Origin of the sequence: Variovorax paradoxus (assembly GCF_029919115.1) — a bacterium.
Classification (GTDB): domain Bacteria; phylum Pseudomonadota; class Gammaproteobacteria; order Burkholderiales; family Burkholderiaceae_C; genus Variovorax; species Variovorax paradoxus_O.
Genome location: NZ_CP123990.1, coordinates 28400 through 54261, shown reverse-complemented (window position 1 = coordinate 54261; position 25862 = coordinate 28400). Strand labels below are relative to the sequence as shown.

Here is a 25862-nt window from a genome sequence, read left to right as displayed (position 1 = left end):
CTAGCCGGCGACGTAGCTCCCCGACTTTCCGCCGTGCTTCTCCAGCACATGCACGTCGGTGATCCGCATGCCGCGGTCAACCGCCTTGCACATGTCGTAGATGGTGAGCAGCGCCACTTGAACGGCAGTGAGCGCTTCCATCTCGACGCCTGTCGGCCCCACGGTTTCGACGGTGGCAGTGCACACGACCTGCGGTGCATGGCCCTTTTCTGCGACCGCAAATGCCAATGCCACGCGTGTGAGCGCCAGCGGGTGGCACAGCGGAATGAGGTCGCTGGTTTTCTTGGCAGCCTGAATGCCTGCGATGCGAGCGATGCCGAGCACGTCGCCCTTCTTTGCCGTGCCCGATTCGATCAGCGCCAGCGTGGCGGGCTGCATTTCGATGCGGCCGGTGGCCACTGCAACGCGGTGGGTGGCGGGCTTGGCCGCAACGTCGACCATGTGGGCTTGGCCCTGGGCATCGAAATGGGTGAGGGAGCTCATGTGTGAACGTTCGGTGTGGAGGTGCATCATACGAGCCCGAGCCATGGACGAGGAATGCCGCGCTTGACTCCTTCAGCCAAGAAAAAAAGTTCTGCCACGCCCGCTTTGCGGTCGCTGTGCGCTACCGTTTTAATAGCGTGCCAGGTACTGCTGCCGGTGCCTGCCCGTGCGCAGCTGCAAGTGCTGCCGGGCTTGGGCGACGGCGGCGAAATGACGGCCAGCGCCGAGCGGCAGCTGGGCGACCAGATTGCGCGCGAACTCTATCGCGACACCGACTACATCGACGACCCGGTGGTCGGCGCCTATGTGCAGGAAATCTGGCAGCGCCTCATGACTGCCGCACGCGAGCGCGGCGAACTCACGCCCGAGCTCGATGAGCGGTTCGCCTGGGTCGTTCTGCTGGGCCGCGACCGCAACATCAACGCCTTCGCGCTGCCGGGCGGCTACCTTGGCCTGAACATGGGCTTGATTGCCACGGTCGGCAGCCGCGACGAACTGGCCACCGTTCTCGGGCATGAGCTGTCGCACGTCACGCAGCGCCACATCTCGCGCATCATGAGCCGCCAGGGCAAGCAGATGCCGCTCATGCTGGCGGGGCTCATCCTGGGCATGATCGCCGCCGGCAAGAGCCGCAATGCCGACGCGGGCCAGGCGGTGATCATGGGCAGCCAGGCGCTCTTCATGCAGAACCAGCTGAGCTTTTCGCGCGACATGGAGCGCGAGGCCGACCGAGTCGGCTTCGGCGTAATGACCCAGGCGGGCTTTGCGCCGCAGGGCGCGGCGACCATGTTCGAGAAGCTGCAGTACGCCTCGCGCCTCAACGACAACGGCTCGTATCCTTACTTGCGCAGCCATCCGCTCACGTCCGAGCGCATTTCCGACATGCAGGGGCGGTTCCAGTTCCGCATGGACGCTGCCCCGGCCATGCCGCTCGTCATGGACCACGCGATGATCGCCGCGCGCGCGCGGGTGCTCACGCGTCCGGGCGTCGATGTGCTGCGGCTCTGGGTCGATGCTGCGTCGAGCGGCGAGTTCGCCAGGAGCAGCCCGGCCCAGCAGGCCGGTACGCTCTACGCGGCAGCCCTGTCGGCCAAGGAACTGCGCGATTTCAGGTCGGCGCGTGCGCTGGCCGAACGGCTGACCGCACGAACCGCCGAAGACGCACCCGCCGCCAAGCTGGCGCGGTGGCTCAGTGCCGAAATCGAGCTTGCCGGCGGCGGTGCTCCCAAGGCTGCAGCCCTGCTCGACGTCAAATCCCGCGAAAGACCCGAGATGCTGCTTGCGGCCGAGGCTGCCGCGGCAACCCGCCAGCCCGCGCCCATGGTGCCGGTGCTGCGCGACTGGGTGGCTACCAATCCGCGCGACGCCACTGCCTGGCGGGCGCTGGCCAATCTTTACGGCGCGCAGAACGACACCCTGCGTGCCGTGCGGGCCGATGCCGAAGCGAACGTCGCCATCCTCGACTACCCCGCTGCGCGCGACCGTTTCAAGGCCGCGCAAGAACTGGTGCGCAAGCCGGGCGCACCCATCGACCACTACGAGGCGTCGATCATCGATACTCGCGCGCGGGCAGTGGAGGCGATGGTGAAGCGGCAGGCCGAAGAGCCGCCGCTGAGGTGAACTTTGGGAAGGCGTTGAGGCGGTCGCGCAGGCGTTCGCTCAGCGCTTCGAAAGAAGCCCGCCCAGCGCCGCTTCGATGACCAGGCCCAACAGCGAATAGATCAGCGAGCCGATCAGCGCCGCCAGAAAGCCGCTGACCTGAAAACCCGCGAGCAGGCCCGAGGCGGCCCAGAACAGCAGTGCGTTGATCACGAAGAGGAAAAGCCCCAGCGTGACGATGGTGACCGGCAGCGTCAGCACCACGAGCACCGGCCTCACGATCATGTTGAGCAGGCCGATGACCGCTGCGGCGATCAGTGCGGAGCCGAAGCTGTTGACCTGGACGCCGCTGTACAGATAAGCGACCGCCAGCAGCGCGACAGCGCTGAGCAGCCATTTGATGATGATGCGCATGCGCCGCAGGATACCCCAGCAGTCGCAAAACGACGAGCCCCGGGGCGTTGCCGCACCGGGGCTCGTCAGGGGAGCGCCGAAGCGCCGGCTGCGCGGCTACTCTGCCAATTCGTTCGCGAGCACCAGCAGCGCACCCATGCCCATCACCGCGCCGGGAAAAGCCCAGCCCGACTGGCGCGGGGGCGTCTGTTCGGGCGTGACCGGCTCAAGGTCGACACCGATCTTCGGCCGGCGCGCATCGACCACATGGGTGGCCGAATGCTCGCGCTTGAGCTGCTGCGTCAGTTCGGCCAGCGGACCCTTGGCAAGCACCGCCGTCACCTGCCCGCCATTGCGCTCGAGCATGGGCAGCAACTGCGCCTGCACCTTGCTGAACCACTTGGCACGCCAGTTTTCGCGCGCGCTGTGGCTCACCCATTTGCTGATGCGGTGCGTCATGCGCGGAGCGCAGGCCACCAGTACCCAATGGCGCGCCACGACGCTGCCGGCGTCCGGTGCGAGTTCTGCGAACTGCTCGGCGGCATAACCGGCGTCGTCGACATAGAGAATGATCTTTTCCATGAGGCGCTCCTTCAAGTAGTTAGAGTGGCAGAGGCTGTTCCATAGAGGAAGAGCATTTTCTCCGATAGCGGCGTTGGGCGGTCAGCTTGTCGTGGCGGCTTGTTCTGCCGCCTTCGGGCGGCGCATGGCCACCAGCTTGCCGATGACCAGCACCAGCAGCGCACCGGCGATGCCGGCTGCATACCTGACCGTGTCGCTCTGCGGCACCTTCGGCACCCACGTCCAGGCTGCGGTGTTCGACAGCGCGGGGTCGGACACCGCCATGGTGCCGGCAATCCAGCCGAGCAGCATGCCGCCGACCGTGATGATGACCGGGAAGCGGTCCATCAGCTTGATGACCAGCTGGCTGCCCCAGACGATGATCGGAATGCTCACCAGGAGGCCGAAGATCACGAGCGGCATCTGGTGGCCCTGGCCGGCACCCTGCGCGGCGCCTGCAATGGCAATCACGTTGTCCACGCTCATGACCAGGTCGGCCACGATCACGGTCTTCACGGCGGCCCACAGCTTGTCGCTGCCCTGGATGTTGCCGTGCGCGTCGTCATGGTCGGGTGCCAGCAGCTTGACGCCGATCCACACCAGCAGCGCGGCGCCGACCAGCTTGAGGAACGGAATGGCCAGCAGTGTGAGCGCAAAGAAGATCAGGATCACGCGCAAGATGATGGCGCCGGCCGTGCCCCAAAGAATGCCTTTGGTGCGTTGAGCGGGCGGCAGCTTGCGGCAAGCCAGGGCAATGACGACGGCGTTGTCGCCACCGAGCAGGATGTCGATCATGATGATCTGACCGACCGCGACCCAGAATTCCGGGGCCATGAACTGTTCCATAGATTCCTCTTGTCTTCACGCGCCATTCGACAGCCTGGCGCATCCGTTCGTTTCGATTCATCCCGCACTGGAATGTTCGAAGCGATGACGAAGACCGGGGTGAAGACCGGAGATTCAGGAACGCTTCGACCAAACCTGCGCAGGTTCAAATCGAAGGTCTTGCTCGACACAGCGCGCCCGCAGGCACGCGTTGCCCGACAGGCCGGAAGTGTTGTGCTTCGTATTGACGACCTGTCGATTTCCGCCGTTGGATGGCGGTCGGGAGCTACTCCCCTTCGTAGGCGGGATTAGAGCATCGAGGCCCTTGTTCTGGCAACCCGAAAGTTTTAGGCCTTCAAGCGGAAGGCTTCTGGAAGAACCGTCAGCGCTTGCCTTGGCGCTATTCATTTGGGAGCGTCTATAACCTTCGGCCTTGGTAGGGCATTGCCGGACTATGATCGCCGCTCGCTGTTTTTTCTCTTCCATGGCCGCCATTCACATCACAGACATCGAGGCCGCCATCAATCATTGGCGCGAGAAGAGCCCCTCGCCCGACGGCATCACGCTGGCGCCCGAATTGCGCGCGCTCGCCGAGGTTTATGCGCTCATGGTGTTCCACCACGAAGACGAGGTCGACGAGAAGGGCTTCCCTGAAAAAGCCTGGGCCGCCTGGCTCGACTGGTACCACAGCACGCCCGACACGCCCTGCATTGCCATCTGCTCCACCAGCCAGGGCGACGACCAATGCAAGGGCTGCGGCCGCAGCTTCGACGAGGTGCAGCACTGGCCTGCCATGTCCCCGGCTGAAAAGCGCGTGACGTGGCGCCGCATCACCATGGAAGACTCGGCCTGGCGTTTCAACAAGTACGCCGAGCGGGCGCGAGAGGCCGAGCCGCCGCAGTGGCCGGACGAAGACCCCGCCGAGCCGCTCGGCCCCGACGACACGCCCTGACAAAGGCCACCGCATGCGCCGCCTCGCCCAAGCGCCCAACCTTGCGATCGCGACCTTGTGGGTACATGCCTTGCGAGAGGAGGGCGTCGAGGCAACGGTGCAGCGTGAATTTCTCGGCGCCGTGATGGGGCAGCTGCCACCCGACCAGTGCCTGCCCGAAATCTGGATTGATGACGAAGCCCAGTTCGAACGGGCGCAGCAAGTGCTGCATGCGGCGCAGCACCGGCCGCAGCGCAACTGGCAGTGCGCCTGCGGCGAGCGCATCGAAGGCGCCTTCGAGCAGTGCTGGCACTGCGGTGCGATGATGCCAGCCGCCTGAAGTCTTTAAGGCGTTACTTCCAGCGCAGCAATTCGACGTCGATGCTGTTCGTGCCGTCGCCCAGCGTCAGCGTGTTTTCCTGGATGGTCGCTTGCAGCTGCATGCTGCGTTGCGCGAGCGCTGCAAGCGCCTGCGAGGCCTCTGTCGGCACCCGGTAGACAGACAGGTTCTGCGGCCGCGTGAGCTTGCTTTCGATGCCACGCCACCAGATCTCGGCCGCATGGTTGAAGCAATAGACGATCACCTCGTCCGACTTGCCGCAGGCCTTGATGATGGGCTTGTCCTCGGGCTGGCCGACTTCGATCCACAGCTTGGTCTCGCCCGTGAAATCGCGCAGCCACACATCGGGCTCGTCCACGTTCGACAACCCGGCGCCGAAAGCCAGGGTGCCGTCCCCTTGGCACACCTCCTGAAGCTTGTAGGCGTTGAGCGCGAGCGCCACGAGCCGGATCATCATCCGTTCGTCGGTCTCGCTCGGATGGCGCGCCAGGGTCAGCGCATGGTCGGCGTAGTAGCCGTGGTCGATGTCGGCCACCGCGAGGGCGGCCTTGAAGATGGTGGATTTGAGGGCCATGGGTGCGCGAGTGTATGCGCCCCCATGGGGTTCGTCAGAACGCCACCGAGGCCTGCATGTACAGCGTGCGCGGCTGGCCCACGTACTTGCCGCCGTTGTTGTCGACCGAGCGGTTGTAGTAGCGCCGGTCGAACAGGTTCTTGATGCCGACGGCCAGCTTCAGGTTGCTCATCGACGGGCCGAAGTCGTAGCCTGCGCGCAGGTTCATGGTGGCGTAGCCCGGAATGTTGCCGAGGCGGCCGGTCGAATCTTCGAGCGTGACGTAGTTTGCGCCGTCGTCGGGCGAGCCCGGCGAACGCTGCTTCGATTGCGCGTACACGTCGGCGTTGAAGGTCCACGGTCCGCGCTCGTAGCGTGCACCGAGCGTGGCCACCTGGCGCGAGTAGAACGGCAGGTCGCGGCCGGCAAAGGCGCCGGCCTTGGAGGTGGCCTGCGTGTACGTGTAGGTGGCCGACAGCGACAGGCCCTTGAGCGAATCGCTCAGGCTGCCCATGTCGTAGCGCAGGGCCGACTCCAGGCCGCGGTGCCGCGTGGCGCCCAGGTCCGTCCATTGGCCGACGTCGCCGGTGATGGAGCGGGCCAGCTGCAGTTCCTTGTCGAAATTGATGTTGAACAGCGTCAGCTCGCCGCTCCAGGCCTCGCCCTTGTAGTGCGTGCCGATCTCGTAGGTTTTCGCTTTTTCCGGGTGCAGGCCGGTGGTCGACTGCGCAAGCTGTGCGTACTGCTGCGGCCCGAAAGAGACACCCGCGTTCGCAAACACCGACCAGCGCTCGCTCATGCGGTAGAGCACCGACAGCGTCGGCAGCACCTCGTTCGAATCGATCTTCGGATAGATCGCGCCGGTCACCCGGTTGTTTGCCACGGTGAAGACATCGTTGTGCGAGCGGATCGACTCGTAGCGCACGCCGGGCGTGATCGTCCAGTTGCCGAAGTCGATGCGGTCGTCGATGTAGAACGCATGTGCGGTCGTGCCGCCCTTGCTGGTCTGGTAGGCCGGTTGCGCGCGCGTGTAGGCGTTGTAGCCGGGAGTGGGCGTGTAGTAGGTGCTGCGCGTTGCGATCTCGGAGGCTTCTTCCTTCAGGTAGCGCACGCCCACGCTCACTTCCTGCACCACGCTGCCCGAATCGATGAGGCGCGAGTAGCGGGGTTCGATCGCAAATGTCTTGTAGTCGCGCGGAGCCGTGGTGAGGCGGCGCCGGCCGGTGTTGGCGCCGGTGCCCTCCTGCTCGAGGTAGCTGCTGCGGTACGAGTCCGTGTAGTAGGTCAGCATCTCGAACTTGTTCACGCCGTCGTTGTGCGTGTACTTGATCGACCCGTCGGTCCGGCGCCCCGAAAACTCGTCGAAAGGGCGGTCCGACTGGAGCGGGTTGACGGCAAATTGCGCTGTTGTCAGGCCGCCAGGCATGCGGCCCTTGCCCTCGAAGTGATGCAGCGAAACGGCGATGTCGTCCGTCTTCGAAATGCGGTACGCGCCCTTCAGCATCAGGTCGTCGATGCTGGCGTGGTCGTTGCTCTGGCGAAAGCCGTCGCCGTGCGTGCCCGAATACAGCAGCGCAAGCCCGAGGCCGTTCTCGTTGGTGCCGCCCATGAACAACGTGGGCGTGGTCTTTACGCCGCCGCCGTGGCTGGCGCTTTCAACACCCACGCCCACTTCGCCCGCAAACTGCTTCGGAATTGCCCGCGTCACAAAGTTGATGATGCCGCCCACGTTCTGGGGACCGTAGCGCACCGATCCCGCGCCGCGCACCACGTCGACCGCTTCCAGGCTGCCAAGCGACAGGGGCGCCAGCGAGAGCTGCGGCTGGCCGTAAGGGGCATAGGCCAGCGGCACGCCGTCCAGCAGGATGGTGGAGCGGGGCGACAGCCGCGAGGTGAGCCCGCGCACGCCCACGTTCAGCGAAATGTCGCTGCCGCCCGTGCCGTTGCTCTCCTGCACCTGCACGCCGGGCACCTGGCGCAGCACGTCGCGCACGCTGCTCGATCCGCTCTCCTGGATCTGCCTGCGTTCGATGATGCTGCGCGCACCCGGATGCTCGAGCACCTTGGTCTCGCTGGGCGAGCCGAGCCAGTCGCCGGTAACGGTGACCGCCTCGAGCGTTTTCGCGCCGGATGCGGCATCGGCGGGCTCTGCATCGGCCGCAAAGCTCTGGAAGCTGATCGGAAACAGCGCCACGACCAGCGCGGCGCACTTCTTTTGTTTGAACAAGGTTTCTCCTCGGATATCAAGAAATCGAAAGGCCCGGCGCGTACCGCTCAGGACGTCGTGCGGCTGCTGCCCGAAAGTGCGCCCTGGCGAGCCGCTGCGGCCACCGCGCGGCGCCGCCACCACAGCCAGACACCGCTCAAGCCAAGGCCGCCGAGCGCAAGGCCGATCAGCACGGTGAGCGCCTGGTGCACAGGCCCGCCGAGCACGCCTGTGTGCAGCGGATAAATCACCACCACCGCGCCGTTGCCGGCGTCCAGGTCTTGCCAGCGGCGCACCGCCAGCACCTCGCCCGTGAGCGGATGCAGCCACACCGAGCCGATGCCGTTCGGATGGGGATCGTCGGGCAGCCGAAAGCGCACGCGCATCGGCCGGTCCGGCTTGCCCGGCACCTGCACGTAGCCGATCGGCTGGCCCGGAAACACCTGTTGGGCGCGGGCGACGAGTTCGTCGAGCGAAAGCCGGGGGCCTTTGGCCGCGCCCTTCGGCATCACAGGCGGCTTGACCTGCTGTTGCCCGACCGCGGCGGAAATAAAGTTGCCGAGCGGCCGCCAAGCCATGTAGGCGCCGGTGAATACCGACACCGCAATCAGCAGCCCAAGCACCGCGCCGCCGGTCCGGTGCAGATCGAACAGGCCGCGCAGCAGCCCGCGGTTCAGCACGATGCGCAGCGAAGGCGGCCAGCGCGTGGGCCACCAGAGCACCACACCCGTGACCAGCAGAAACAGATAGGCCAGCGCCACGAAAGCCAGGATGCCTTTGCCCGTGTCTTCGAGCAGCAGGCTGCTGTGCAGCTCGAAGAGCACGTTGTAGGCGCCTTCATGCGACCCGCGCCGGCCCTGCTCCGCGCCGGTTGCGGGGTCGACATAGAGCGTGCCCTCCCACGGACCGCGAACCAGCACCCAGAGCGTCTCGCCGGGGCTGCGCGGCGGCCGCAGCGTGAGGTTGGTGTTGGGCCCGAACTCCGCGAGGATGCGTTGGCGCAACGGTTCGAGCGGTAAGACAGGGGTGGCCGTTCCTGTTGCCGCATCAGCCGTGCTTCGCGCGACGAAAAGTTCGGGATGCGCGTGGCGGTCGATAGGCAGGGCCACCACCAGCATGGCGCCGAGCAGCGCCGTGAGGGCCAGTATCGGGCCGAGCGAGAGGCCGATCCAGCGGTGAATCTTGAGCCAGAGGCGTCTCAGTGGGGCGCGCATGAACAACAGGGACTTCGAGGAGCCCCGTCACGGTTGTTGGCTGGCGCGCCGCTCACGGTGCGTTGGCTGGAAATTTCGGCAAGAAGCGAAAAGCGAAAACGCGAAGCGAACAGCCGCCCTCGGGCGGCTGGTGCATCGGTGCGGGAAGCCTCAGATTCTACTGGCGAGCTCCGCAGCCTTGCCCACGTAGCTCGCAGGCGTCATGGCCAGGAGCCGCTCTTTTTCGGCCTCGGGAATCTCGAGCGAGCGGATCAGGCCGTGCAGCGCTTCGGCGGTGACCGTCTTGCCGCGCGTCACTTCCTTCAGTTGCTCGTAGGCGCCCTGCACGCCGTAGCGGCGCATCACCGTCTGGATGGGCTCGGCCAGCACTTCCCACGAGGCGTCGAGGTCTTCGGCCAGCGCTTCTTCGTTGAGTTCCAGCTTGCCCAGGCCCGTGGCCAGGCTCGCATGAGCCAGCGTGGCGTAGCCGAACGCCACGCCGATGTTGCGCAGCACGGTGCTGTCGGTCAGGTCGCGCTGCCAGCGGCTGATCGGCAGCTTCTCGCTCAGGTGGCGCAGCACTGCGTTGGCCAGGCCCAGGTTGCCTTCGGCATTTTCAAAATCGATCGGGTTGACCTTGTGCGGCATCGTCGAAGAGCCGATTTCGCCCTTCTTCAGGCGCTGCTTGAAGTAGCCCAGGCTCACGTAGCCCCAGATGTCGCGCGAGAAGTCGATCAGGATGGTGTTGGCGCGCGCCACGGCGTCGAACAGCTCGGCCATGTAGTCGTGCGGCTCGATCTGGATGCTGTAGGGCTGGAAGCTCAGGCCCAGGCCCAGCGGGGCGGGGGTTTCGATGACCTTGCGGCTGAACGCCTCCCAGTCGAAATCGGGCCAGGCCGCGAGGTGGGCGTTGTAGTTGCCCACGGCGCCGTTCATCTTGCCGAGCAGCTGCACCGCGGCAATCTGCGCGCGGGCCTTCGACAGGCGCACCGCCACATTCGCGATTTCCTTGCCCACGGTGGTGGGGCTCGCGGTCTGGCCGTGCGTGCGCGACAGCATCGACACGCCGGCAAACTGGTGCGCCATTTCGCGCAGCTTGGCAATCAGCCCGTCGATGGCCGGCAGCACCACTTTCTCGCGGGCGGCCTGGATCTGCAGCGCATGGCTGGTGTTGTTGATGTCTTCGCTGGTGCAGGCAAAGTGCACGAACTCGGCGGCGGCCAGCAGTTCCGGCCGGGCTTCGAACTTGGACTTGATCCAGTATTCGACCGCCTTCACGTCGTGGTTGGTGGTTTTTTCGATTTCCTTGATGGCCAGTGCGTCGGCCTCCGAGAAATGGGCGACCAGGCCCAGCAGGTACTTGCGGGCGCCGCCCGTGAGTGGCTTGAATTCAGCGAAGCCGCAGTCGGACAGCGCAATGAACCACGCCACCTCGACCTGCACGCGCCGGTGCATGTAGCCCTGTTCGCTCATCAGCGGGCGCAATGCCGCGAGTTTGGCCGCATAGCGGCCGTCCAGTGGGGAGAGGGCGGAAACGGTGGAGAAGCTCATGCCCGAATTTTAGGCGGCCTGCGCGGGCACCCGTTCGTGACACATCGAAGCTGCCTTTTTCAGCGTTCCCCTAAAATAGGCGCGAACAATCGTTATCAAAGCAAAGGGAGAGAGCCTTCATGAAACTGATCGGATCGGCCGCCAGCCCCTATGTGCGCAAGGTGCGCGTGGTGCTGGCCGAGAAACGGCTCGACTACCAGTTCGTGATCGAAGATGTCTGGTCCGCCGACACCACCATCGCCCACTCCAACCCGCTCGGGAAGGTGCCTTGCCTCATCATGGAAGGCGGCGAGGCGATGTTCGATTCGCGCGTGATCGTCGAATACCTGGACACGCTGTCCCCCGTGGGCAAGCTCATTCCGCAGCAGGGGCGCGAGCGCGCCGAGGTCAAGACCTGGGAAGCGCTGGCCGATGGCGTCATGGACGCCGGCGTGCTCTGGCGCCTGGAAGCCACCTGGAGCGGCCGCGGCGACGGCGAGCGCAGCGCCACCTGGATCGAGCGCCAGCGCGCCAAGGTCGAGGGCGGCATTGCCGCCATGGCCAAAGGCCTGGGCGACAAGCCTTTTTGCAGCGGCATTCACCTGAGCCTGTCGGACATCGCGGTGGGCTGTGCGCTGGGCTGGGTGGGGTTTCGCTTTCCCGAAATCGACTGGCGCGGCGATCATCCGAATCTCGGAAAGTTGTACGACAAGCTGATGCTGCGGCCCAGCTTCATCGACACTCAACCATGAAAAAAGGCGCCTTGGGCGCCTTTTTCAATTTCAGGGCGCCTGGTTGCTGCGCCCCGCCCGTTTGCCGGGAAATACAAAAATGCTGCGAGGCGCCCCGACGCGAAGGAGGGAGGGAGGGAGGAGGAGAAGAATCACCTCGGGATTTCGACCAGACGAGAAACGCCCGGAAGACCTCGCAACATGAAAACCGGAGGACATTTGCTGTCCACGTCTTTATGAGGACAGTGTGCCAGCGCGGTTCCCGGTTCAGTGGTAAACGTTTGTGACGATCAGTTCACGCGTACTACAGAGCCCGCGAGGAGAATGGCCGTTTGCCGGCCCCCCGGTCAGTTTGCTGCCAACTGGCTTTCCACCACCTTCACGAAGGCGGCTTCGTCCGGTGCGGTCATACTCGACCACGCCTGCACCACCTTGCCGTCGCGGCCGATCAGGTACTTGTAGAAATTCCACTTCGGCGTGGTGCCGGAAGCCAGCGCCAGCTGCTTGAAAAGCGGGTTGGCGTTGGGGCCGCGCACCGAGGATTTCGCAAACATCGGAAACTTCACGCCGAATGTGCTTTCACAAAAGTCGGCAATCTCCTTGTTGGAACCCGACTCCTGCGAAAAATCGTTAGAAGGAAAGCCCAGCACGACCAATCCGCGCGAGCGATATTTGCTGTCGAGTGCCTCAAGCCCCTTGTATTGCGGGGTAAAGCCGCAGAAGCTCGCGGTGTTGACCACCAGTACCACTTTGCCGGAGTACTGGCACAAAGACTGGGGTTTTTCGTCCTGCAGCCGCGGGAAGGTGTGTTGTAGCGTGGCCGGGCAGGCGCCGGCAGCGGCACCGTCGGCCGGGGCGGCTACCGGGGCAGAAGGCGTACCGGCAGAGGGGGCCTGGGCACCTGCCGTACCTATGGCAAAGAGGCATGCCGCCAGCGCCGCGGCCTGTGCGCAACGCCTCGGCGCGGGCGATCGGGTGGGGGTTTGCATAGGGGCTCCTGGTACAAAAAAGGGAGTGTGCATCCGTGGCGTCAAGGGGCGCATGGCCGCATCATGGCGTGTCTGTCACGAGCGCGCCAAGCGGGCCGACTAAAATCAGCGGCCTTAGAAAGATTTTGATGCTTTATCCGGAACTCTTCAGACAACTCGAATCTGTCCGCTGGGACATGGACAAGGACATTCCCTGGCAGTCGTTCGATGCTTCACTGCTGTCCGAAGAGCAGGCGCAAACCATCAAGATGAACGCCATTACCGAGTGGGCGGCGCTGCCGGCCACCGAAATGTTCTTGCGCGACAACCGCCACGATAGCGACTTTTCGGCTTTCATGTCGATCTGGTTCTTCGAGGAGCAGAAGCACTCGCTGGTGCTCATGGAGTACCTCAAGCGCTTCAGCCCCCAGCATGCGCCCACCGAGCAGGAACTGCACGAGGTGCGTTTCGACTTCGACCCGGCGCCGCCGCTCGAAACCCTCATGCTGCACTTCTGCGGTGAAATCCGCCTCAACCACTGGTACCGCCGGGCGGCCCAGTGGCACACCGAGCCGGTCATCAAGCACATCTACACCACGCTGAGCCAGGACGAAGCCCGCCACGGCGGCGCCTACCTGCGCTACATGAAGCGCGCCCTCGAAAAGTTCGGCGACGAAGCCCGCGCCGCGTTCACCAAGGTTGGCGTGCTCATGGCCAGCGCGCGCCGCACCGCGCAGGCGCTGCACCCCACCAACCTGCACGTCAACAAGGCGCTGTTCCCCAACGACACCATCCAGAGCCGCATGCCCGACCCGGACTGGCTCGAGCACTGGCTCGACAAGCAGATCAAGTTCGACGCCGTCTGGGAGGGCAAGGTGGGCGAGCGCATCCTGCACAACCTGAGCCTGCTCATGAACCGCAGCTTCAAGACCGTGCAGGAGCTCAACCGCTACCGCAAGGAAGTCTCGGCCAACCTCGGGCCCAAGGCCGAATACCAGGGCGCCTAGAGAGGCGCCCCGCGAAAGGGCCTGTCACAAACCAGGCCGGCCGCCCGTCTTGTGACCATGGACGACGCCACCCTCACTTTCGACAGCCACCGCCGCCGCCTTCAAGGCATTGCCTACCGCATGCTCGGCACCGTCGCCGAGGCCGAAGAGGTGGTGCAGGACGCCTGGCTGCGCTGGCACGAGGCCGACAAGGCCAGTTTCGACAGCGCCGAAGCCTGGCTGGTCACCGTGGTCACGCGTCTTTCCATCGACCGGCTGCGCGCCGCCAAGGTTCAGCGCGAGCACTACATCGGCGCCTGGATGCCCGAGCCCACGCTGACCGATGCCCCCGCCACGCCGGAGCAGGTGCTCGAACGGGCCGACAACGTATCGGTGGCTTTCCTTGCCGTGCTGGAGCGCCTCGCGCCCGAGGCGCGCGCCGCCTTTTTGCTGCGCGAGGTGTTCGACGCCGACTACGAAGAAGTGGCCCGCACCCTCGGCAAGAGCGAAGCCGCCTGCCGGCAACTGGTGCACCGCGCCAAGGCGCAGGTGCAGGAGGCGCGCCCGCGCTTCCAGGTGTCGCGCGAAACCCATGAGCGCTTGCTTCGCGCCTTTGCCGACGCCGCCGCACGCGGCAGCCTGCAAGAGCTGAAGGCCCTGATGGCCGAAGACGTCGAACTCATCGGCGATGGCGGCGGCAAGGTGCAGTCCTTCAGCAAGGTCCTGCGCGGCAGCCAGCGGCTGGCGCAGCTTTACTTTGCGCTCTGGCGGCGCATGGGCGCCGCAGTGCGCATGGAACTGGTGGACATCAACGGCGAGCCGGGGCTGTTGCGCTTTTTCGATGGGCAACTCGAGTCGGCGCAGACCTTCGAGATCGAGGGCGACCGCATCGTGCGCATCCGTGCACAGCGCAACCCCGACAAGCTGGCCCGCATCGCGCAGCTTTTTTCTTCGAAATAGCTCGCGCGGCTGTCACAGGGCCGGGCGGTCGCCCGTCTTCAGTGGGTAGGAAGCAGATTTTCAACCCCGACCCACTGGAACACCATGAATACGACTCCCCGCCTGAACTGGTTCAAGACCATCCCCAAGACCTTCGAAGCCATCCTGGCCGTCAGCGCCAGCATCGATTCGAGCACTGCCGGCAAGACCGTGCTCGATCTGGTGTTCGCGCGCGTCTCGCAGATCAACGGCTGTGCCTACTGTCTCGACATGCACGTGCGCGACCTGCGCAAGCAGGGCGAAGGATGGCAGCGCATCAACAGCCTGGCCACCTGGCGGGAAGTGAGCTTCTTCAACGAGCGCGAACGCGCGGCACTGGCCTGGGCCGAATCGCTCACGCGGCTGGCCGATCATCACGACGAGCGCGAAGCCGAGTTCGCAGCCCTGAAGGCGCAGTTCAGCGATGTCGAGATTGCCGAACTCACTGTGGCCGTCGCGCAGATCAATACCTGGAACCGCATCAACGTCGGCATGCGCATGCCCGTCGCCGTCAAGGCGCTGGACTGATTTTTCTCAGCGGCGCTCGACCACCATCGGCGCAATGCGCAGGCTCTCGCGCAACTGCGTCACGGCCTCGCCGGCTTCGTTGCGCGAGGCAAAGGGCCCGGCCTGCAGCCGGTGCGTGCCGGCCTCGCTGAAAACGCGCAGTTGCGGCGCCAGTGAAGGCAGGCCGCGCGCCGCCTGGCTGCGCAGGCTTTCCGCCCCGTCGCGCTCGCGGAAGGCGCCGAGTTGCACCCAGAAGCCGGCTACGGCGGCCGGAGAAGGCGCGGTCGCCGATGCGGCCGCGCCCGGCGCCGTCGGTGCGGACAGGGGCGCCATGGGTGCAAGGTCGGTGACCACCATCGACTGGCGCGGTGGTGGCGCGGCGTCCGATTCGAGCGCCGGCGGTGCTGCTTGCGCCACGGCTCCTGTCTGCGCGATCGGCGTCATTGGCGTCTGCGGCACCACCGGCATCGCCGAAGCCTCGGCCCCATTCATGGCAACAGGTGCCACCCACGCCGAAGGCACCGGCACCGACGCGGCCGCCGTACGTTGCGAAGGCGGTGGGGCCGGCGGCGCCGCGGCATATGCGGTCGCTGAATCCCGCCGCCAGGCGCCGGTGCGGATGTCCTCGTTCGTGATGCGCTCGATCTCCACCGGCGCCACGCCGCGCAGCAGGTCGAGCTTGAGCGCCGCCGTGTAGCTCAGGTCGATGATCCGGCCGTCGACGAAGGGGCCGCGGTCGTTCACCCGCACGATCACCGCGCGCCCGTTGGCCGGGTTGCGCACCCGCACGTAGCTCGGCAGCGGCAGGGTCTTGTGCGCGGCCGTCATGGCGTACATGTCGTAGGGCTCGCCGCTCGCGGTCGACGCGCTGTGGAACTTGCGGCCGTACCACGAGGCGATGCCCGATTCACGGAACGGCCGGTCGTCGGTGATCGGCTGGTACGCCCGGCCGAGCACCGTATAGGGCTTGCTGGTGCCGCCGCTGCCGCGAATGGCTTCGATGCGGGGCTCGGCGTCGGGCACCCGGTCGAGGTCCGGCGGAATGCTCGTGCCCGGGCCGTCGCGGCCGCTCAGCGCACCGCCGCCGCTGCGGGTGCCGCTCGCGCAACCCGCGAGAAGAACGGCGACCGCCACCGCGCAGGCAGCCAGCGCGATGGAGGCGGGAGTGCCGGCGCGCTCAGCCAAATACAGCCTTCCACAGGGCCAGCATGGCGTCGCGCTCGGCGGCCAATGCGGGCGGGGTGACCTGGGTCGGTTCTTCATTGAGGCGGGCGCGATGCTGCACACGGCGCAGTTCGCGGTAGGCCGAGGCGGCCTTGCGGCCGACCCCCGCCGGCAGCAGGCCGGCCTCTTCCGCGCGCACCAGCAGCGCGATGTTGCCCAGGTTGGGAATCAGTTCCGGATGCTCGCCCGAGGCCGACAGCACCAGAAACTGCACCGCGAACTCGGCATCCACCATGCCGCCCGGGCTGTGCTTCACGTCGAAACGGTCGGCCTTCACTGGCCGTGCGCCGCGTACCTTGTTGCGCATGGCAATGATCTCGGCCTTCAGCGCCTCTCGGTCGCGCGGCGACACGATCACTGCCTGGCGCACGTCGTCGAAGCGCGCGCCGAGCTCGACGCTGCCCAGCACGAATCGCGCGCGGGTCATGGCCTGGTGCTCCCACGTCCAGGCCGTGTTGCTGCCCCGGCCGAGCTGGTACTTCTCGTACGCTGCGAAGCTCGTGGTCAGCAGGCCCGAATTGCCATTCGGCCGCAGGGCCGTGTCGATCTCGAAAAGATCGCCCTCGCGCGTCTTCACCGTGAGCCAGTTGATGAGCTTGCGCACATAGGCCGCATACACCTCGCCCGCGCGCTCGTCGTCATCGTCGTAGACGAACACGATGTCCAGGTCGCTGCCGTAGCCCAGCTCTTTGCCGCCCAGCTTGCCGTAGCCGATGATGGCGAACTGCGGCACTTCACGGTGGAGGTTGCGCACGTGGGGCCAGCACCAGCGGGCCGTTACGCGCAGCGTGGTGTCGGCCAGCGCGCTCAGGTCGTCGGCCACCTGCTCCACGGTAATGCGGCCGTCCACGTCGCGCGCCAGCGTGCGGAACACCTCGGCATGGTGGGCATGGCGCAGCAGGTTGAGCAGGCGCTCTTCGTCGGCTTCGCCAGTGCGGCTGAGCGAGACGTGGCGTGCTTCGAGCTCGCGTTCGAATTCGGCCGCCACGAAGCGGCCCGACAGCATTTCGTCGCTTGCGAGTTCGTCGATCACGCCCGGGTGCTGCATCAGATAGCGCGCCGGCCACTTTGCCGCGCCCAGCAGCCGCAGCAGCCGTTGCTGCACCGCAGGCCGCTCGACCAGCAGCGCCAGGTAGCTCTCGCGCCGCATCAAGGGCTCGATCCAGTCGGCCCAGCGCAATGCGGCGTCCGCATGGCGCGGGGTCTGCCCCGGGCCGTCGCCGTCGGGCTCTTTCAGCCATTGCCCGGTGCGCTGGACCAGCTGGCGCAGCCGGGCCCGCGTTTCTTCGCGCAGGGCAAGCACGCGGGGCTGCTCGCACCAGTTGCGGATGCGCTCGGCAAATGCGGGCGGCAAGTCGTCGAGCAGATCGGCCAGGTCGGCGGGCGCAGAGGCCTTCTTGCCGCTGCATTTGCCGTTGCAGGGCTTCTCGCCGCCGAGCAGTTTGTCGAACTCTTGCGCCACCAGCTCACGGTGCGTGTCGAGCTGCTCCAGAAACGGGCAGCAATTGGCGTAGCCCATGGTCTGCGCAATCCAGCGCAGGTCGTCGTCGCCCACCGGAAGCATGTGGGTCTGCTGGTCGTCCAGGTACTGGATGCGGTGTTCCACGCGGCGCAGAAACTCGTAGGCCGAGGCCAGCGCATCGGCGGTTTCCTGCGGCATCAGGCCGGCGCGGGCCAGGCGCTGCAGCGCGTCGAGCGTGGGCCGGGTGCGCAGCTCAGGGAACTGCCCGCCGCGCACCACCTGCAGCAGCTGCACGGTAAATTCGATCTCGCGGATGCCCCCGCGCGAAAGCTTCACGTCGTTCGCGCGCTCGGGCCGCCCCGCACTGCGCCGCGCCGACTGCTCGCGAATCTGCCGGTGCAGTGTGCGCAGCGAGTCGAACACGCTGTAGTCCAGATAGCGGCGAAACACGAAAGGCAGCACCGTGGCGCGCAGGCCCTGCGCGAGGCCTTGCGAAACGACGTCGCGCGGCGCCACCACCCGGCTCTTCATCCAGGCAAAGCGCTCCCATTCGCGTCCTTGCACTTGAAAATATTCTTCGAGCGCGTCGAGCGACACCACGCTCGGACCGGAATTGCCGTTCGGCCGCAGCGCCAGGTCGACGCGAAACACGAAGCCGTGTTCGGTGGTGTCGCCCACCAGTGCGTAGATGCGCTTCACGGCGCGCGAAAAATACTCCTGGTTCGACAGCCGGCCGCGGCCCTCGGCATCGCCGCGGGTTTCGCCGTCCAGGTCGTACAGGTAGATCAGGTCGATGTCGCTCGACACGTTGAGCTCGCGCGCACCGAGCTTGCCCATGCCCACCACCCACAGCTGCGCGCGCTGGCCTTCGGGGCCGAGCGGGGCGCCGTGCAGTGCATCGAGCTCCTGGCAGGCGTCGCGGCAGGCAATGTCGAGGGCGAATTCCGCCAGTTCGGTCACCGCCGTGGTGACCACGGCCAGCGGCGCCTGGGCATCGCAATCGAGCGTTACAAGCCGTTCCATCACGAGCTGCCGCACAATGCGCAGCGCATCGCCGACGCCGTCGCCGCGCGCGCGCAATGCCTCGTAGGCCTTTGCCATCGACTCGCGCAGCGGCGCGCCGGGGGGGAGCAACGAAAGTTCGGCCGCATACCTGCGGCGCAGGCGCTGCACGAAGCGCGAATAGGAAGAAAACGCGACCTCGATCGCGATGGGTGGCGTGGGCGTGGCTGGCAACTGGTTCACACTGATATTGGTTTCCGTGGAACCCCTCTGATTGCTGGCGGTCATAATTCCCGACACAGCGCGATCCTCAATGAACGACACGGCGTCTCCCCCTTCACGTCTGCTCAAGATCACCGCTGCGACGGCGCGCTGGCTGTTGGGTTTACTGATCGCTGCATGGCTTTTGCTTGCACTGTCAGTGGTTGTCCTACACGCGTGGATTGTGCCGCGAATCGGCGACTACCGTGGTGCCCTGGAGGCACAAGCCAGCAAAGCCATCGGGGTACCTGTTCGCATCGGGTCGATCACCGCCCGTTCCGATAGCCTGTTTCCCGTTTTCGAACTGCGCGACGTGGTGCTGCATGATGCCGCCCGGCGGGAGGCCCTTCGCCTTGTGCGGGTTGTGGCCAGCGTGTCGCCGCGCTCCTTGTGGCGCCTCAATTTCGAGCAGCTGTATATCGAAGGGCCGCAAGTCGACGTGCGGCGCGACGCGCTCGGCAAGCTGCACGTGGCGGGCCTGCACATGGACAACGACACCACCGGAGAGACCCGCGCCGCCGACTGGTTTTTCGCCCAGCGCGAACTGGTCGTCGAAGGCGGCACCGTCCGCTGGACCGACGAGCAGCGCCAGGCCGAGCCCCTGCTGCTGACCGATGTGCGCTTTGTGGCGCGCAACGGCGGCCGCCGGCACGGCCTGCGGCTCGATGCCACCCCGCCGGCCGGCTGGGGCGAGCGCTTCACCCTGCGCGGCCAGTTCCGCCAGCCGCTGCTGTCGGTGCGCTCCGGCCGGTGGCAGGCGTGGGACGGCCAGATCTACGCCGACCTGCCCTACATGGACGTGACCCGCCTGGGCCGCTATGTTTCGCTCGACGCGCGCATCCGCGAAGGCAGCGGCGCGCTGCGCGTCTGGGCCGACGTGAAGGACGGGCAGATCGTGGGCGGCGCGGCCGACCTCGGGCTCAACCGCATCGATGCCTCGCTCGGCCGGGGACTGCAGCCGCTGGTGCTGCGTTCGGTCACCGGCCGCCTTGCCGGCCAATTGAACGAAGAGAACTTCGAGTTCTCGACCGCCGCCCTGCAGTTCGACACGGCCGACGGCATGCGCTGGCCCGGCGGCAACCTGTGGATGCAGCATTCGCCTGCGCGCGGCCGCACGCCGGAGCACGGCGCCTTGCGTGCCGACCGGCTCGACCTGGCGGCCCTCGCCCTCATTGCCGATCGCCTGCCGCTGGGCGACGCCACGCACCGCGTGCTCGATGCCTATGCCCCGCGCGGCCTGGTCGAGCGCATCGACCTGAACTGGCAAGGTTCGCTGGGCGCGCCCGAGCGCTACCAGGCCAAGGGGCGGGTCAGCGGCCTGCGGGTCGCATCGCAGCCGGCTCCGCCCGAGACTGCCGCCGTTCCAAAGGCCGGCGCCCCCGCCCCTCACCGCCCGCACGCCGGCTCCCCGGGCCTGAGCGGCGCCACCATCGAGTTCGACGCCACCCACACGGGCGGCAATGCCGCGCTGTCGATTGCGCAGGGCACGCTCGAATTTCCGGGTGTGTTCGAGGAGCCGACCATTCCCATCGACCGGCTGGCGGCCCAGCTTCACTGGAAGCTCGACAAGGGCCACGCCCAATTGCAGGTTTCCAAGGCACGTTTCGCCAATGCCGACGCCGAGGGCGAGGCTGAGGCCAGCTGGCGCACCAGCGATCCCGCCGTATCCAGCGGCCAGGCGCTCTACCCCGGCGTGCTCGACCTGCAAGGCAAGCTGACCCGCGCCGATGGCACCCGCGTGTTCCGTTACCTGCCGCTCGAAATTCCCCAACACACCCGCGACTACGTGCGCCAGTCGGTCACCAAGGGTACGGCCAGCAGCGTCGATTTCCGGGTGCGCGGCGACCTGCACGACATGCCGTTCATGGACCCGAAGAAGGGCGAGTTCCGCATTGCGGCCAAGGTGGCCGACGTCACTTACGCCTACGTGCCGCCGGCTTCGGCCACTGCCGCGTCCACGGCTTCCAAGGCTGCCGCCTCGGCCCGCCCCGGCACGCCCGCGCCCGTACCCGTCTGGCCCGCCCTCACCGGCGTTTCGGGCGAGCTGGTTTTCGAGCGCGCGGGCATGCTGGTGCGCAATGCGCGCGGCCGGCTGGCCGGCGCTACGGGCATCGAGGTGACCAAGGCCGAGGCGCAGATTGCCGACATGTCGCACCACGCCTCGCTGCTGCGCGTCGATGCCCAGGCCAAGGGCCCCCTTGGCGAACTGCTGCGCGTGGGCGCGCCGCTGGCCGGCGAAACCGGCGAAGTGCTGGTCCGCGCGCGCGCCACCGGCACGGCCGACTACCGGCTGCATCTGGAACTGCCGCTCGAGGCGATGGACACCGCCAAGGTCCAGGCCAGCATCGCGCTTTCCGACAATGAGCTGCAGCTGGTGCCCGACGCGCCGTCGTTCACCCATGCGAAGGGCGTGGTCGGCTTTACCGAAACCGGGTTTTCGCTGACCGGCGTCAATGCCAGGCTGCTCGGCGGCGACGTTCGCATCGAAGGCCGCGGCCGCTTTGCCGGCGCCAACCGCGAAGTGGCATTGAAGGCGCAGGGCACGGCAACGGCCGAAGGCCTGCGCGGCGCGCGCGAGGCCGAGTGGCTGACGCGCATTGCGGCCAAGGCGACCGGCAGTACGCCGTATGCGGTCACCTTTTCCATGCGCGACGGCGCGCCGGAGTTCTTGCTCACCAGCACCTTGCAGGGCCTCGCGCTGCAGCTGCCCGCGCCGCTGGTGAAGACGGCAGACGAACAGATGCCGCTTCGAATCGAAAAGAAGGTGCTGCAGCGCGAGACACGAGCGGGTGCCGCCGTTGCGGTGCAAGACCAGCTTTCGATGGAGCTTGGCCGCATTGGCGCCGTTCAATACGTGCGCGATATTTCCGGCGCTGACGCGCGTGTTCTGCGCGGAAGCATCGGGATCGGCCTGGCCGCGGGCGAAACCGCCAGCGTGCCCGACAAAGGCGTGCTGGCGAACGTGAACGTCGCCAAGCTCGACATGCCCGCATGGAAAGCGCTGGTCGGCGATGCAGCAACCAGTGCCGGCACGGGCGAGGCGGGCGGGGCCGAGCGGCCCGAGGACGCGGCCATGGGCTACCTTCCCACGCGCATTGCCGTGCGCGCGCAAGAGCTCGGCATTGCGGGCCGCACGCTGCACAACGTGGTGCTCGGCGGCACACGCGACGGCTCGCTCTGGCGCGCCAACATCGACGCCACCGAGCTCAGCGGCTATGCCGAGTACAGCCACTCGCAGGCCGGGCGGCTCCATGCGCGGCTTGCGCGGCTCAAGATTGCGCCGACCGAGGCAACGCAGGTCGAGACGCTGCTCGACGAGCAGCCCGGCACGCTGCCCGCGCTCGACATCGTCATCGACGACTTCGAACTGTTGGGCAAGCGGCTCGGCCGCGCTGAAATCGATGCCGTCAACCGCGGCGGCGCGGGCCGCGAATGGCTGCTCAACAAGCTGAGCTTCACCATGCCCGAGGCAAGCTTTTCGGCCAAGGGCACCTGGGCCGCCGTGCCGGGCGGCCGGGCAGGGCGCGCCGAGCAGCGCCGCACCGCCATGACCTTCAGGCTCGACATTGCCGACGCCGGCGACCTGCTTGCGCGCTTCGGCATGCCCGGCGTGCTGCGGCGCGGTAGCGGGCGGCTCGAGGGCGACGTCAACTGGCGCGGCTCGCCGTTCTCGCTCGACTACCCGAGCCTGGGCGGGCAGCTGCAGATCAACGTCGGGTCGGGCCAGTTCCTGAAGGCCGATCCGGGGCTTGCAAAGCTGCTTGGCGTGCTGAGCCTGCAGGCGCTGCCGCGCCGGCTCACGCTCGACTTCCGCGATGTGTTCAGCCAGGGCTTTGCGTTCGACTTCATCCGGGGCGACGCGAAGATCACGAACGGCATCGCGAGCACCAACAACCTGCAGATGAAGGGCGTCAATGCCGCAGCTCTCATGGACGGCTCTGCCGACATCGTGCGCGAAACCCAGGATCTGCGCGTGGTGGTGGTGCCCGAAATCAACGCAGGCACGGCCGCGCTGGTGGCCACCGCCATCAACCCCGCCATCGGCCTGGGCACCTTCCTCGCCCAATGGGTGCTCAGCAAGCCGCTCGCGGCGGCCGCCACGCAGGAGTTTCATATCGAAGGCACCTGGGCCGACCCCAAAATAGCCAAGGTGCCGCGATCCATCCTGCCGAATCCATTGAATCTTCCCGCGGCCCCGGCGGCCGCCGAAGGCCGGAAAACGGAGACCACGCAATGAAAGTCGCAGCCATCCAGATGGTGTCGGCCATCGCCCGCGAAGCCAACCTCGCACGTGCCCACGACCTGCTCGCGCAGGCCACCGCTGCGGGCGCCGAACTGGCGGTGCTCCCTGAGTATTTCTGCATGATGGGTGCCCGCGACACCGACAAGCTGGGCCTGCGCGAAACCGCCGGTGCCGGCACGGTGCAGGGTTTTCTTGCCGATGCGGCGCGCGAGTTCGGGCTGTGGATCGTCGGCGGCACGCTGCCCATCGAAAGCGGCGATGCCGAGCACGTGTTCAACAGCTCGCTGTGCTATTCGCCCGACGGCCAATGCGTGGCGCGCTACGACAAGATCCACCTGTTCTATTTCGACAACGGCACCGAGCGCTACGACGAGCGCCGCGTCATCGCACCGGGCGCCGTGCCCGTGGTGTTCGAGCTGCCGTCCCGCGACGGCCACCGCTGGCGCGTTGGCATGAGCGTTTGCTACGACCTGCGCTTTCCCGAGCTGTACCGCGCGCTCGCCAAACAGGGCGCCGACCTGCTGCTGGTGCCCAGCGCCTTCACCCGCACCACCGGCGCCGCGCACTGGGAGGTGCTGCTGCGCGCACGCGCCATCGAAAACCTTGCATGGGTTGTTGCACCCGCGCAGGGCGGCACGCACGAGAACGGCCGCCATACCTGGGGCCAATCGATGGTGGTCGACCCTTGGGGAACCGTGGTTGCGCAGCAGGCCCGCGAAGAAGGCGTGGTGCTGTTCGACATCGATGCCGGGCAAACCGGGCGCATGCGCGCGCAGCTGCCGGTTCTCTCGCACTGCGTTCTCTAGATGCAGGACGTGCTGACCGCCGCATCGCCGCGATGGGCGCTGTCGGCGTTTGTGCGCCTGCGCTCGCTGTGGAAGCGCTGGTTCCTTTGGCTGATTCTTGCCGTGCTGGTGTCCGTGTTGCTGATCACCGTGGTGTGGCTTGCGGGGCGGCACGAGGTCGAGCAAGTGCAGGCGGCGCTCGACCGCGACACCGCCGATGCGGTTTCGGATCTTCGCATCGGCCTGCAGCGCAATGCGCAGAGCCTGCGCGCCACGCAGGCTTCGGGCCTGGACCGCACGCATTGGCCCGAAGCCGCGGCCACCCTGCTGAGGGAGCATCGCGAGTGGCTTCGCCTCGAATGGCGCGACGCCGCGCTGCGACCGCTCGAAGCGGCCAACACGCCCTTCCGCATGCGGCTCATCGCCGAGGAGAGCCGCGGTGCAGACCAGCCCGACGTGGCGCTGGCCTGCACCGCGGCGCGCAAGCTCGGTGCGCCCGCCTATTCGCCGAGCCACTTCGTGCCGGTGCTCGGCGGAGGCGGCGTCGAGGTGATGGAGCTGTGCGTGCCCATCGACGCGGGCGGTTTCCTGGTGGCGAGCTATTCACTGCGCGACACGCTCATCGAACTCGTCGGCCCCACGCTCACGCGCGGGCAGGAGGTGGCGTTTACCGAAACCGACGGCACTCGGCTGGTGGCACTGGGCACATCGCGCCGCACCGGCACGCGCGTCTTCACCTCACAGCAGCTCATCGATCTGCCCGGTGCCGCGCTGATGCTGCGCGTCGACGGCTGGCGTGCGGCGCCCGATCTATTTCCTAACGTGCTCACGGCGCTGGTCACCGGCATTTCGATTGCGCTGGTGTCGGTGCTGGTGCTGCTGGCGCGCGACACGCGCCGCCGCCTCCGCGCCGAGCGCGACCTGGCCGATGCGCTCGCCTTCAGAAAGGCGATGGAGGACTCGGTCATTACGGGCCTCCGCGCGCGAGACCTGCAGGGGCGTATTACCTACGTCAATCCGGCGTTCTGCGAAATGGTCGGCTTCAGCCCCGAAGAGCTCATAGCTGGCAGCGGTGAATCGGCCGAGGTGCCCTACTGGCCCACCGAACTCGCGCATGAATACCACCAGCGGCAAGCCAGGCGCCTCGCCGGCGGCATGCCGCCGCGCGAAGGGTTCGAGTCGGTCTTCATGCGCAAGGACGGCACGCGCTTTCCGGTGCTCATCTTCGAGGCCCCGCTCATCAACGCGCAGCGCGTGCAAACCGGCTGGATGAGCGCCTTCATCGACATCAGCGAGCAGCGCCGCATCGAAGAACTCTCGCGCGCCAGCCAGGAGCGCCTGCAGGCCAGCGCCCGGCTTGCCACCGTGGGCGAGATGGCGTCGCTGCTGAGCCACGAGCTCACGCAGCCGCTGGCCGCCATTGCCAGCTACGCCACGGGTTCGCTCAACATGCTCGGCCCCCATGCAAAGGGCGAGCAGGCCGAAGTGGCCATGGCAGTGCGGCGCATTGCCGAGCAGGCCGACCGCGCCGGCCAGGTCATTCGCAGCGTGCACGACTTCGTGCGCCGGCGCGACCGCACGCGCGAAGCCGTGGCGCCGCAGGCTCTGATCGACGCGGTGCTGCCGCTGGTGCGGCTGCAGGCGCGCAAGCTCGGCGTGATCATCGAGGTGCTGCTGGAAGACCGCCTGCCCCAGGCCATGTGCGACCGCACGCTGGTCGAGCAGGTGCTGCTCAACCTGGCGCGCAATGCAATGCAGGCCATGGACACGCCGGACAATGCCGCAGAACGCGTGCTGCGGCTGCGTGTGGCGCGCGCCGTTGCGGTGGGTGGCACCGGCACCGAAGACGCGCGCCGCTGGCTCGAATTTTCGGTGGCCGACCTTGGCAGCGGCATCAGCGAAGAGGTGGCGAGCCGCCTTTTCACGCCGTTCTTCACCACGCGCGCCGACGGCATGGGGCTTGGCCTCAGCCTGTGCCGCACCGTGGTGGAGCAGCACGGCGGCGTGCTGATGTTCGAGCCCAACCGGCCACGGGGCACCGTGTTCCGCTTTTCCCTGCCGGCGGCATGACCCCTTTTGCGGGCTGCCGCGGCGACACTTG

The 25862-nt window shown here is 66.9% G+C and carries 21 protein-coding genes; 10 read left to right on the top strand and 11 right to left on the bottom strand.

Annotated elements, in window-relative coordinates:
• Window positions 1-483 (bottom strand): cyclic pyranopterin monophosphate synthase MoaC, encoded by a 483-nt coding sequence (gene moaC, locus QHG62_RS00200; RefSeq protein ID WP_281148810.1) that lies wholly within the window; start codon window positions 481-483, stop codon window positions 1-3.
• A 54-nt stretch (window positions 484-537) separates the two neighbouring features.
• On the opposite strand from moaC, the gene QHG62_RS00195 reads away from it, so the two are divergent.
• A complete protein-coding gene (locus tag QHG62_RS00195; protein WP_281148809.1) occupies window positions 538-2103 on the top strand; it encodes a M48 family metalloprotease in 1566 nt (521 codons plus the stop codon).
• A gap of 39 nt (window positions 2104-2142) precedes the next feature.
• On the opposite strand, the gene QHG62_RS00190 is transcribed toward QHG62_RS00195, so the two are convergent.
• From QHG62_RS00190 to QHG62_RS00180, 3 genes are all read right to left on the bottom strand, one after another.
• Window positions 2143-2496: a phage holin family protein gene (locus QHG62_RS00190; RefSeq protein ID WP_281148808.1), complete on the bottom strand. Its 354-nt coding sequence runs from the start codon at window positions 2494-2496 to the stop codon at window positions 2143-2145.
• A gap of 96 nt (window positions 2497-2592) precedes the next feature.
• Window positions 2593-3057 carry a hypothetical protein gene (locus tag QHG62_RS00185; RefSeq protein ID WP_281148807.1) on the bottom strand — a complete coding sequence of 155 codons (465 nt, stop codon included), beginning with the start codon at window positions 3055-3057 and terminating at the stop codon, window positions 2593-2595.
• An 81-nt stretch (window positions 3058-3138) separates the two neighbouring features.
• Complete coding sequence (locus QHG62_RS00180; protein ID WP_281148806.1) at window positions 3139-3882, bottom strand: TerC family protein; 744 nt, start codon at window positions 3880-3882, stop codon at window positions 3139-3141.
• A 463-nt stretch (window positions 3883-4345) separates the two neighbouring features.
• Between QHG62_RS00180 and QHG62_RS00175 the strand changes: the two genes are divergently transcribed.
• Window positions 4346-4813, top strand: coding sequence for a DUF3717 domain-containing protein (locus QHG62_RS00175; protein WP_281148805.1), 468 nt, complete (start codon window positions 4346-4348; stop codon window positions 4811-4813).
• A 13-nt stretch (window positions 4814-4826) separates the two neighbouring features.
• Window positions 4827-5132, top strand: a complete 306-nt coding sequence (locus QHG62_RS00170; RefSeq protein ID WP_281148804.1) for a putative signal transducing protein — start codon at window positions 4827-4829, stop codon at window positions 5130-5132.
• A 13-nt stretch (window positions 5133-5145) separates the two neighbouring features.
• Here the strand turns inward: QHG62_RS00170 and QHG62_RS00165 are convergent, their stop codons facing one another.
• The 4 genes from QHG62_RS00165 to purB all read right to left on the bottom strand — a co-directional run bounded on the left by QHG62_RS00165 (window position 5146) and on the right by purB (window position 10635).
• Window positions 5146-5706, bottom strand: coding sequence for a YaeQ family protein (locus QHG62_RS00165; RefSeq protein ID WP_281148803.1), 561 nt, complete (start codon window positions 5704-5706; stop codon window positions 5146-5148).
• A gap of 34 nt (window positions 5707-5740) precedes the next feature.
• Window positions 5741-7912: a TonB-dependent receptor family protein gene (locus QHG62_RS00160; protein ID WP_281148802.1), complete on the bottom strand. Its 2172-nt coding sequence runs from the start codon at window positions 7910-7912 to the stop codon at window positions 5741-5743.
• Window positions 7913-7959: 47 nt separating this feature from the next.
• Entirely contained in the window at window positions 7960-9105 is a 1146-nt protein-coding gene (locus tag QHG62_RS00155) for a PepSY-associated TM helix domain-containing protein (RefSeq protein WP_281148801.1), read from the bottom strand.
• Window positions 9106-9255: 150 nt separating this feature from the next.
• On the bottom strand, window positions 9256-10635 hold the full coding sequence (purB, locus tag QHG62_RS00150) for an adenylosuccinate lyase (protein ID WP_281148800.1): 1380 nt from the start codon (window positions 10633-10635) through the stop codon (window positions 9256-9258).
• Window positions 10636-10754: 119 nt separating this feature from the next.
• Between purB and QHG62_RS00145 the strand changes: the two genes are divergently transcribed.
• Window positions 10755-11366 (top strand): glutathione S-transferase N-terminal domain-containing protein, encoded by a 612-nt coding sequence (locus QHG62_RS00145; protein WP_281148799.1) that lies wholly within the window; start codon window positions 10755-10757, stop codon window positions 11364-11366.
• 326 nt (window positions 11367-11692) lie between these two features.
• Here the strand turns inward: QHG62_RS00145 and QHG62_RS00140 are convergent, their stop codons facing one another.
• Window positions 11693-12334: a glutathione peroxidase gene (locus QHG62_RS00140; protein WP_281151839.1), complete on the bottom strand. Its 642-nt coding sequence runs from the start codon at window positions 12332-12334 to the stop codon at window positions 11693-11695.
• A gap of 128 nt (window positions 12335-12462) precedes the next feature.
• Between QHG62_RS00140 and QHG62_RS00135 the strand changes: the two genes are divergently transcribed.
• From QHG62_RS00135 to QHG62_RS00125, 3 genes are all read left to right on the top strand, one after another.
• The gene (locus QHG62_RS00135) at window positions 12463-13320 is read left to right on the top strand and encodes a ferritin-like domain-containing protein (protein ID WP_258502981.1); all 858 of its coding nucleotides are present in this window, start codon (window positions 12463-12465) and stop codon (window positions 13318-13320) included.
• Window positions 13321-13377: 57 nt separating this feature from the next.
• Window positions 13378-14259, top strand: coding sequence for an RNA polymerase sigma-70 factor (locus QHG62_RS00130; protein WP_281148798.1), 882 nt, complete (start codon window positions 13378-13380; stop codon window positions 14257-14259).
• A gap of 84 nt (window positions 14260-14343) precedes the next feature.
• Window positions 14344-14805, top strand: a complete 462-nt coding sequence (locus QHG62_RS00125) for a carboxymuconolactone decarboxylase family protein (RefSeq protein WP_281148797.1) — start codon at window positions 14344-14346, stop codon at window positions 14803-14805.
• Window positions 14806-14811: 6 nt separating this feature from the next.
• Here the strand turns inward: QHG62_RS00125 and QHG62_RS00120 are convergent, their stop codons facing one another.
• Window positions 14812-15969 carry a septal ring lytic transglycosylase RlpA family protein gene (locus QHG62_RS00120; protein ID WP_281148796.1) on the bottom strand — a complete coding sequence of 386 codons (1158 nt, stop codon included), beginning with the start codon at window positions 15967-15969 and terminating at the stop codon, window positions 14812-14814.
• Complete coding sequence (glnE, locus tag QHG62_RS00115) at window positions 15962-18760, bottom strand: bifunctional [glutamate--ammonia ligase]-adenylyl-L-tyrosine phosphorylase/[glutamate--ammonia-ligase] adenylyltransferase (RefSeq protein WP_281148795.1); 2799 nt, start codon at window positions 18758-18760, stop codon at window positions 15962-15964. Before glnE ends, QHG62_RS00120 begins: the two co-directional genes overlap by 8 nt.
• Before the next feature lie 25 nt (window positions 18761-18785).
• On the opposite strand from glnE, the gene QHG62_RS00110 reads away from it, so the two are divergent.
• Genes QHG62_RS00110 through QHG62_RS00100 form a run of 3 tightly spaced genes read left to right on the top strand, consistent with a single transcriptional unit; the run spans window position 18786 to window position 25831 of the window.
• On the top strand, window positions 18786-22970 hold the full coding sequence (locus QHG62_RS00110; RefSeq protein ID WP_281148794.1) for a YhdP family protein: 4185 nt from the start codon (window positions 18786-18788) through the stop codon (window positions 22968-22970).
• Entirely contained in the window at window positions 22967-23782 is an 816-nt protein-coding gene (locus QHG62_RS00105; RefSeq protein ID WP_281148793.1) for a carbon-nitrogen hydrolase family protein, read from the top strand. Before QHG62_RS00110 ends, QHG62_RS00105 begins: the two co-directional genes overlap by 4 nt.
• Window positions 23783-25831: a two-component system sensor histidine kinase NtrB gene (locus tag QHG62_RS00100; protein WP_281148792.1), complete on the top strand. Its 2049-nt coding sequence runs from the start codon at window positions 23783-23785 to the stop codon at window positions 25829-25831.
• The last annotated feature ends 31 nt before the right edge of the window (window positions 25832-25862 follow it).

Coding starts and splice junctions, on each gene's coding strand:
- moaC (WP_281148810.1), bottom strand. CDS start 483: ATGAGCTCCCTCACCCATTTCGATGCCCAGGGCCAAGCCCACATGGTC.
- QHG62_RS00175 (WP_281148805.1), top strand. CDS start 4,346: ATGGCCGCCATTCACATCACAGACATCGAGGCCGCCATCAATCATTGG.
- QHG62_RS00125 (WP_281148797.1), top strand. CDS start 14,344: ATGAATACGACTCCCCGCCTGAACTGGTTCAAGACCATCCCCAAGACC.
- QHG62_RS00155 (WP_281148801.1), bottom strand. CDS start 9,105: ATGCGCGCCCCACTGAGACGCCTCTGGCTCAAGATTCACCGCTGGATC.
- QHG62_RS00140 (WP_281151839.1), bottom strand. CDS start 12,334: ATGCAAACCCCCACCCGATCGCCCGCGCCGAGGCGTTGCGCACAGGCC.
- glnE (WP_281148795.1), bottom strand. CDS start 18,760: ATGACCGCCAGCAATCAGAGGGGTTCCACGGAAACCAATATCAGTGTG.
- QHG62_RS00165 (WP_281148803.1), bottom strand. CDS start 5,706: ATGGCCCTCAAATCCACCATCTTCAAGGCCGCCCTCGCGGTGGCCGAC.
- QHG62_RS00180 (WP_281148806.1), bottom strand. CDS start 3,882: ATGGAACAGTTCATGGCCCCGGAATTCTGGGTCGCGGTCGGTCAGATC.
- QHG62_RS00190 (WP_281148808.1), bottom strand. CDS start 2,496: ATGCGCATCATCATCAAATGGCTGCTCAGCGCTGTCGCGCTGCTGGCG.
- QHG62_RS00185 (WP_281148807.1), bottom strand. CDS start 3,057: ATGGAAAAGATCATTCTCTATGTCGACGACGCCGGTTATGCCGCCGAG.
- QHG62_RS00195 (WP_281148809.1), top strand. CDS start 538: ATGCCGCGCTTGACTCCTTCAGCCAAGAAAAAAAGTTCTGCCACGCCC.
- QHG62_RS00135 (WP_258502981.1), top strand. CDS start 12,463: ATGCTTTATCCGGAACTCTTCAGACAACTCGAATCTGTCCGCTGGGAC.
- QHG62_RS00100 (WP_281148792.1), top strand. CDS start 23,783: ATGCAGGACGTGCTGACCGCCGCATCGCCGCGATGGGCGCTGTCGGCG.
- QHG62_RS00145 (WP_281148799.1), top strand. CDS start 10,755: ATGAAACTGATCGGATCGGCCGCCAGCCCCTATGTGCGCAAGGTGCGC.
- QHG62_RS00130 (WP_281148798.1), top strand. CDS start 13,378: ATGGACGACGCCACCCTCACTTTCGACAGCCACCGCCGCCGCCTTCAA.
- QHG62_RS00110 (WP_281148794.1), top strand. CDS start 18,786: ATGAACGACACGGCGTCTCCCCCTTCACGTCTGCTCAAGATCACCGCT.
- purB (WP_281148800.1), bottom strand. CDS start 10,635: ATGAGCTTCTCCACCGTTTCCGCCCTCTCCCCACTGGACGGCCGCTAT.
- QHG62_RS00170 (WP_281148804.1), top strand. CDS start 4,827: ATGCGCCGCCTCGCCCAAGCGCCCAACCTTGCGATCGCGACCTTGTGG.
- QHG62_RS00105 (WP_281148793.1), top strand. CDS start 22,967: ATGAAAGTCGCAGCCATCCAGATGGTGTCGGCCATCGCCCGCGAAGCC.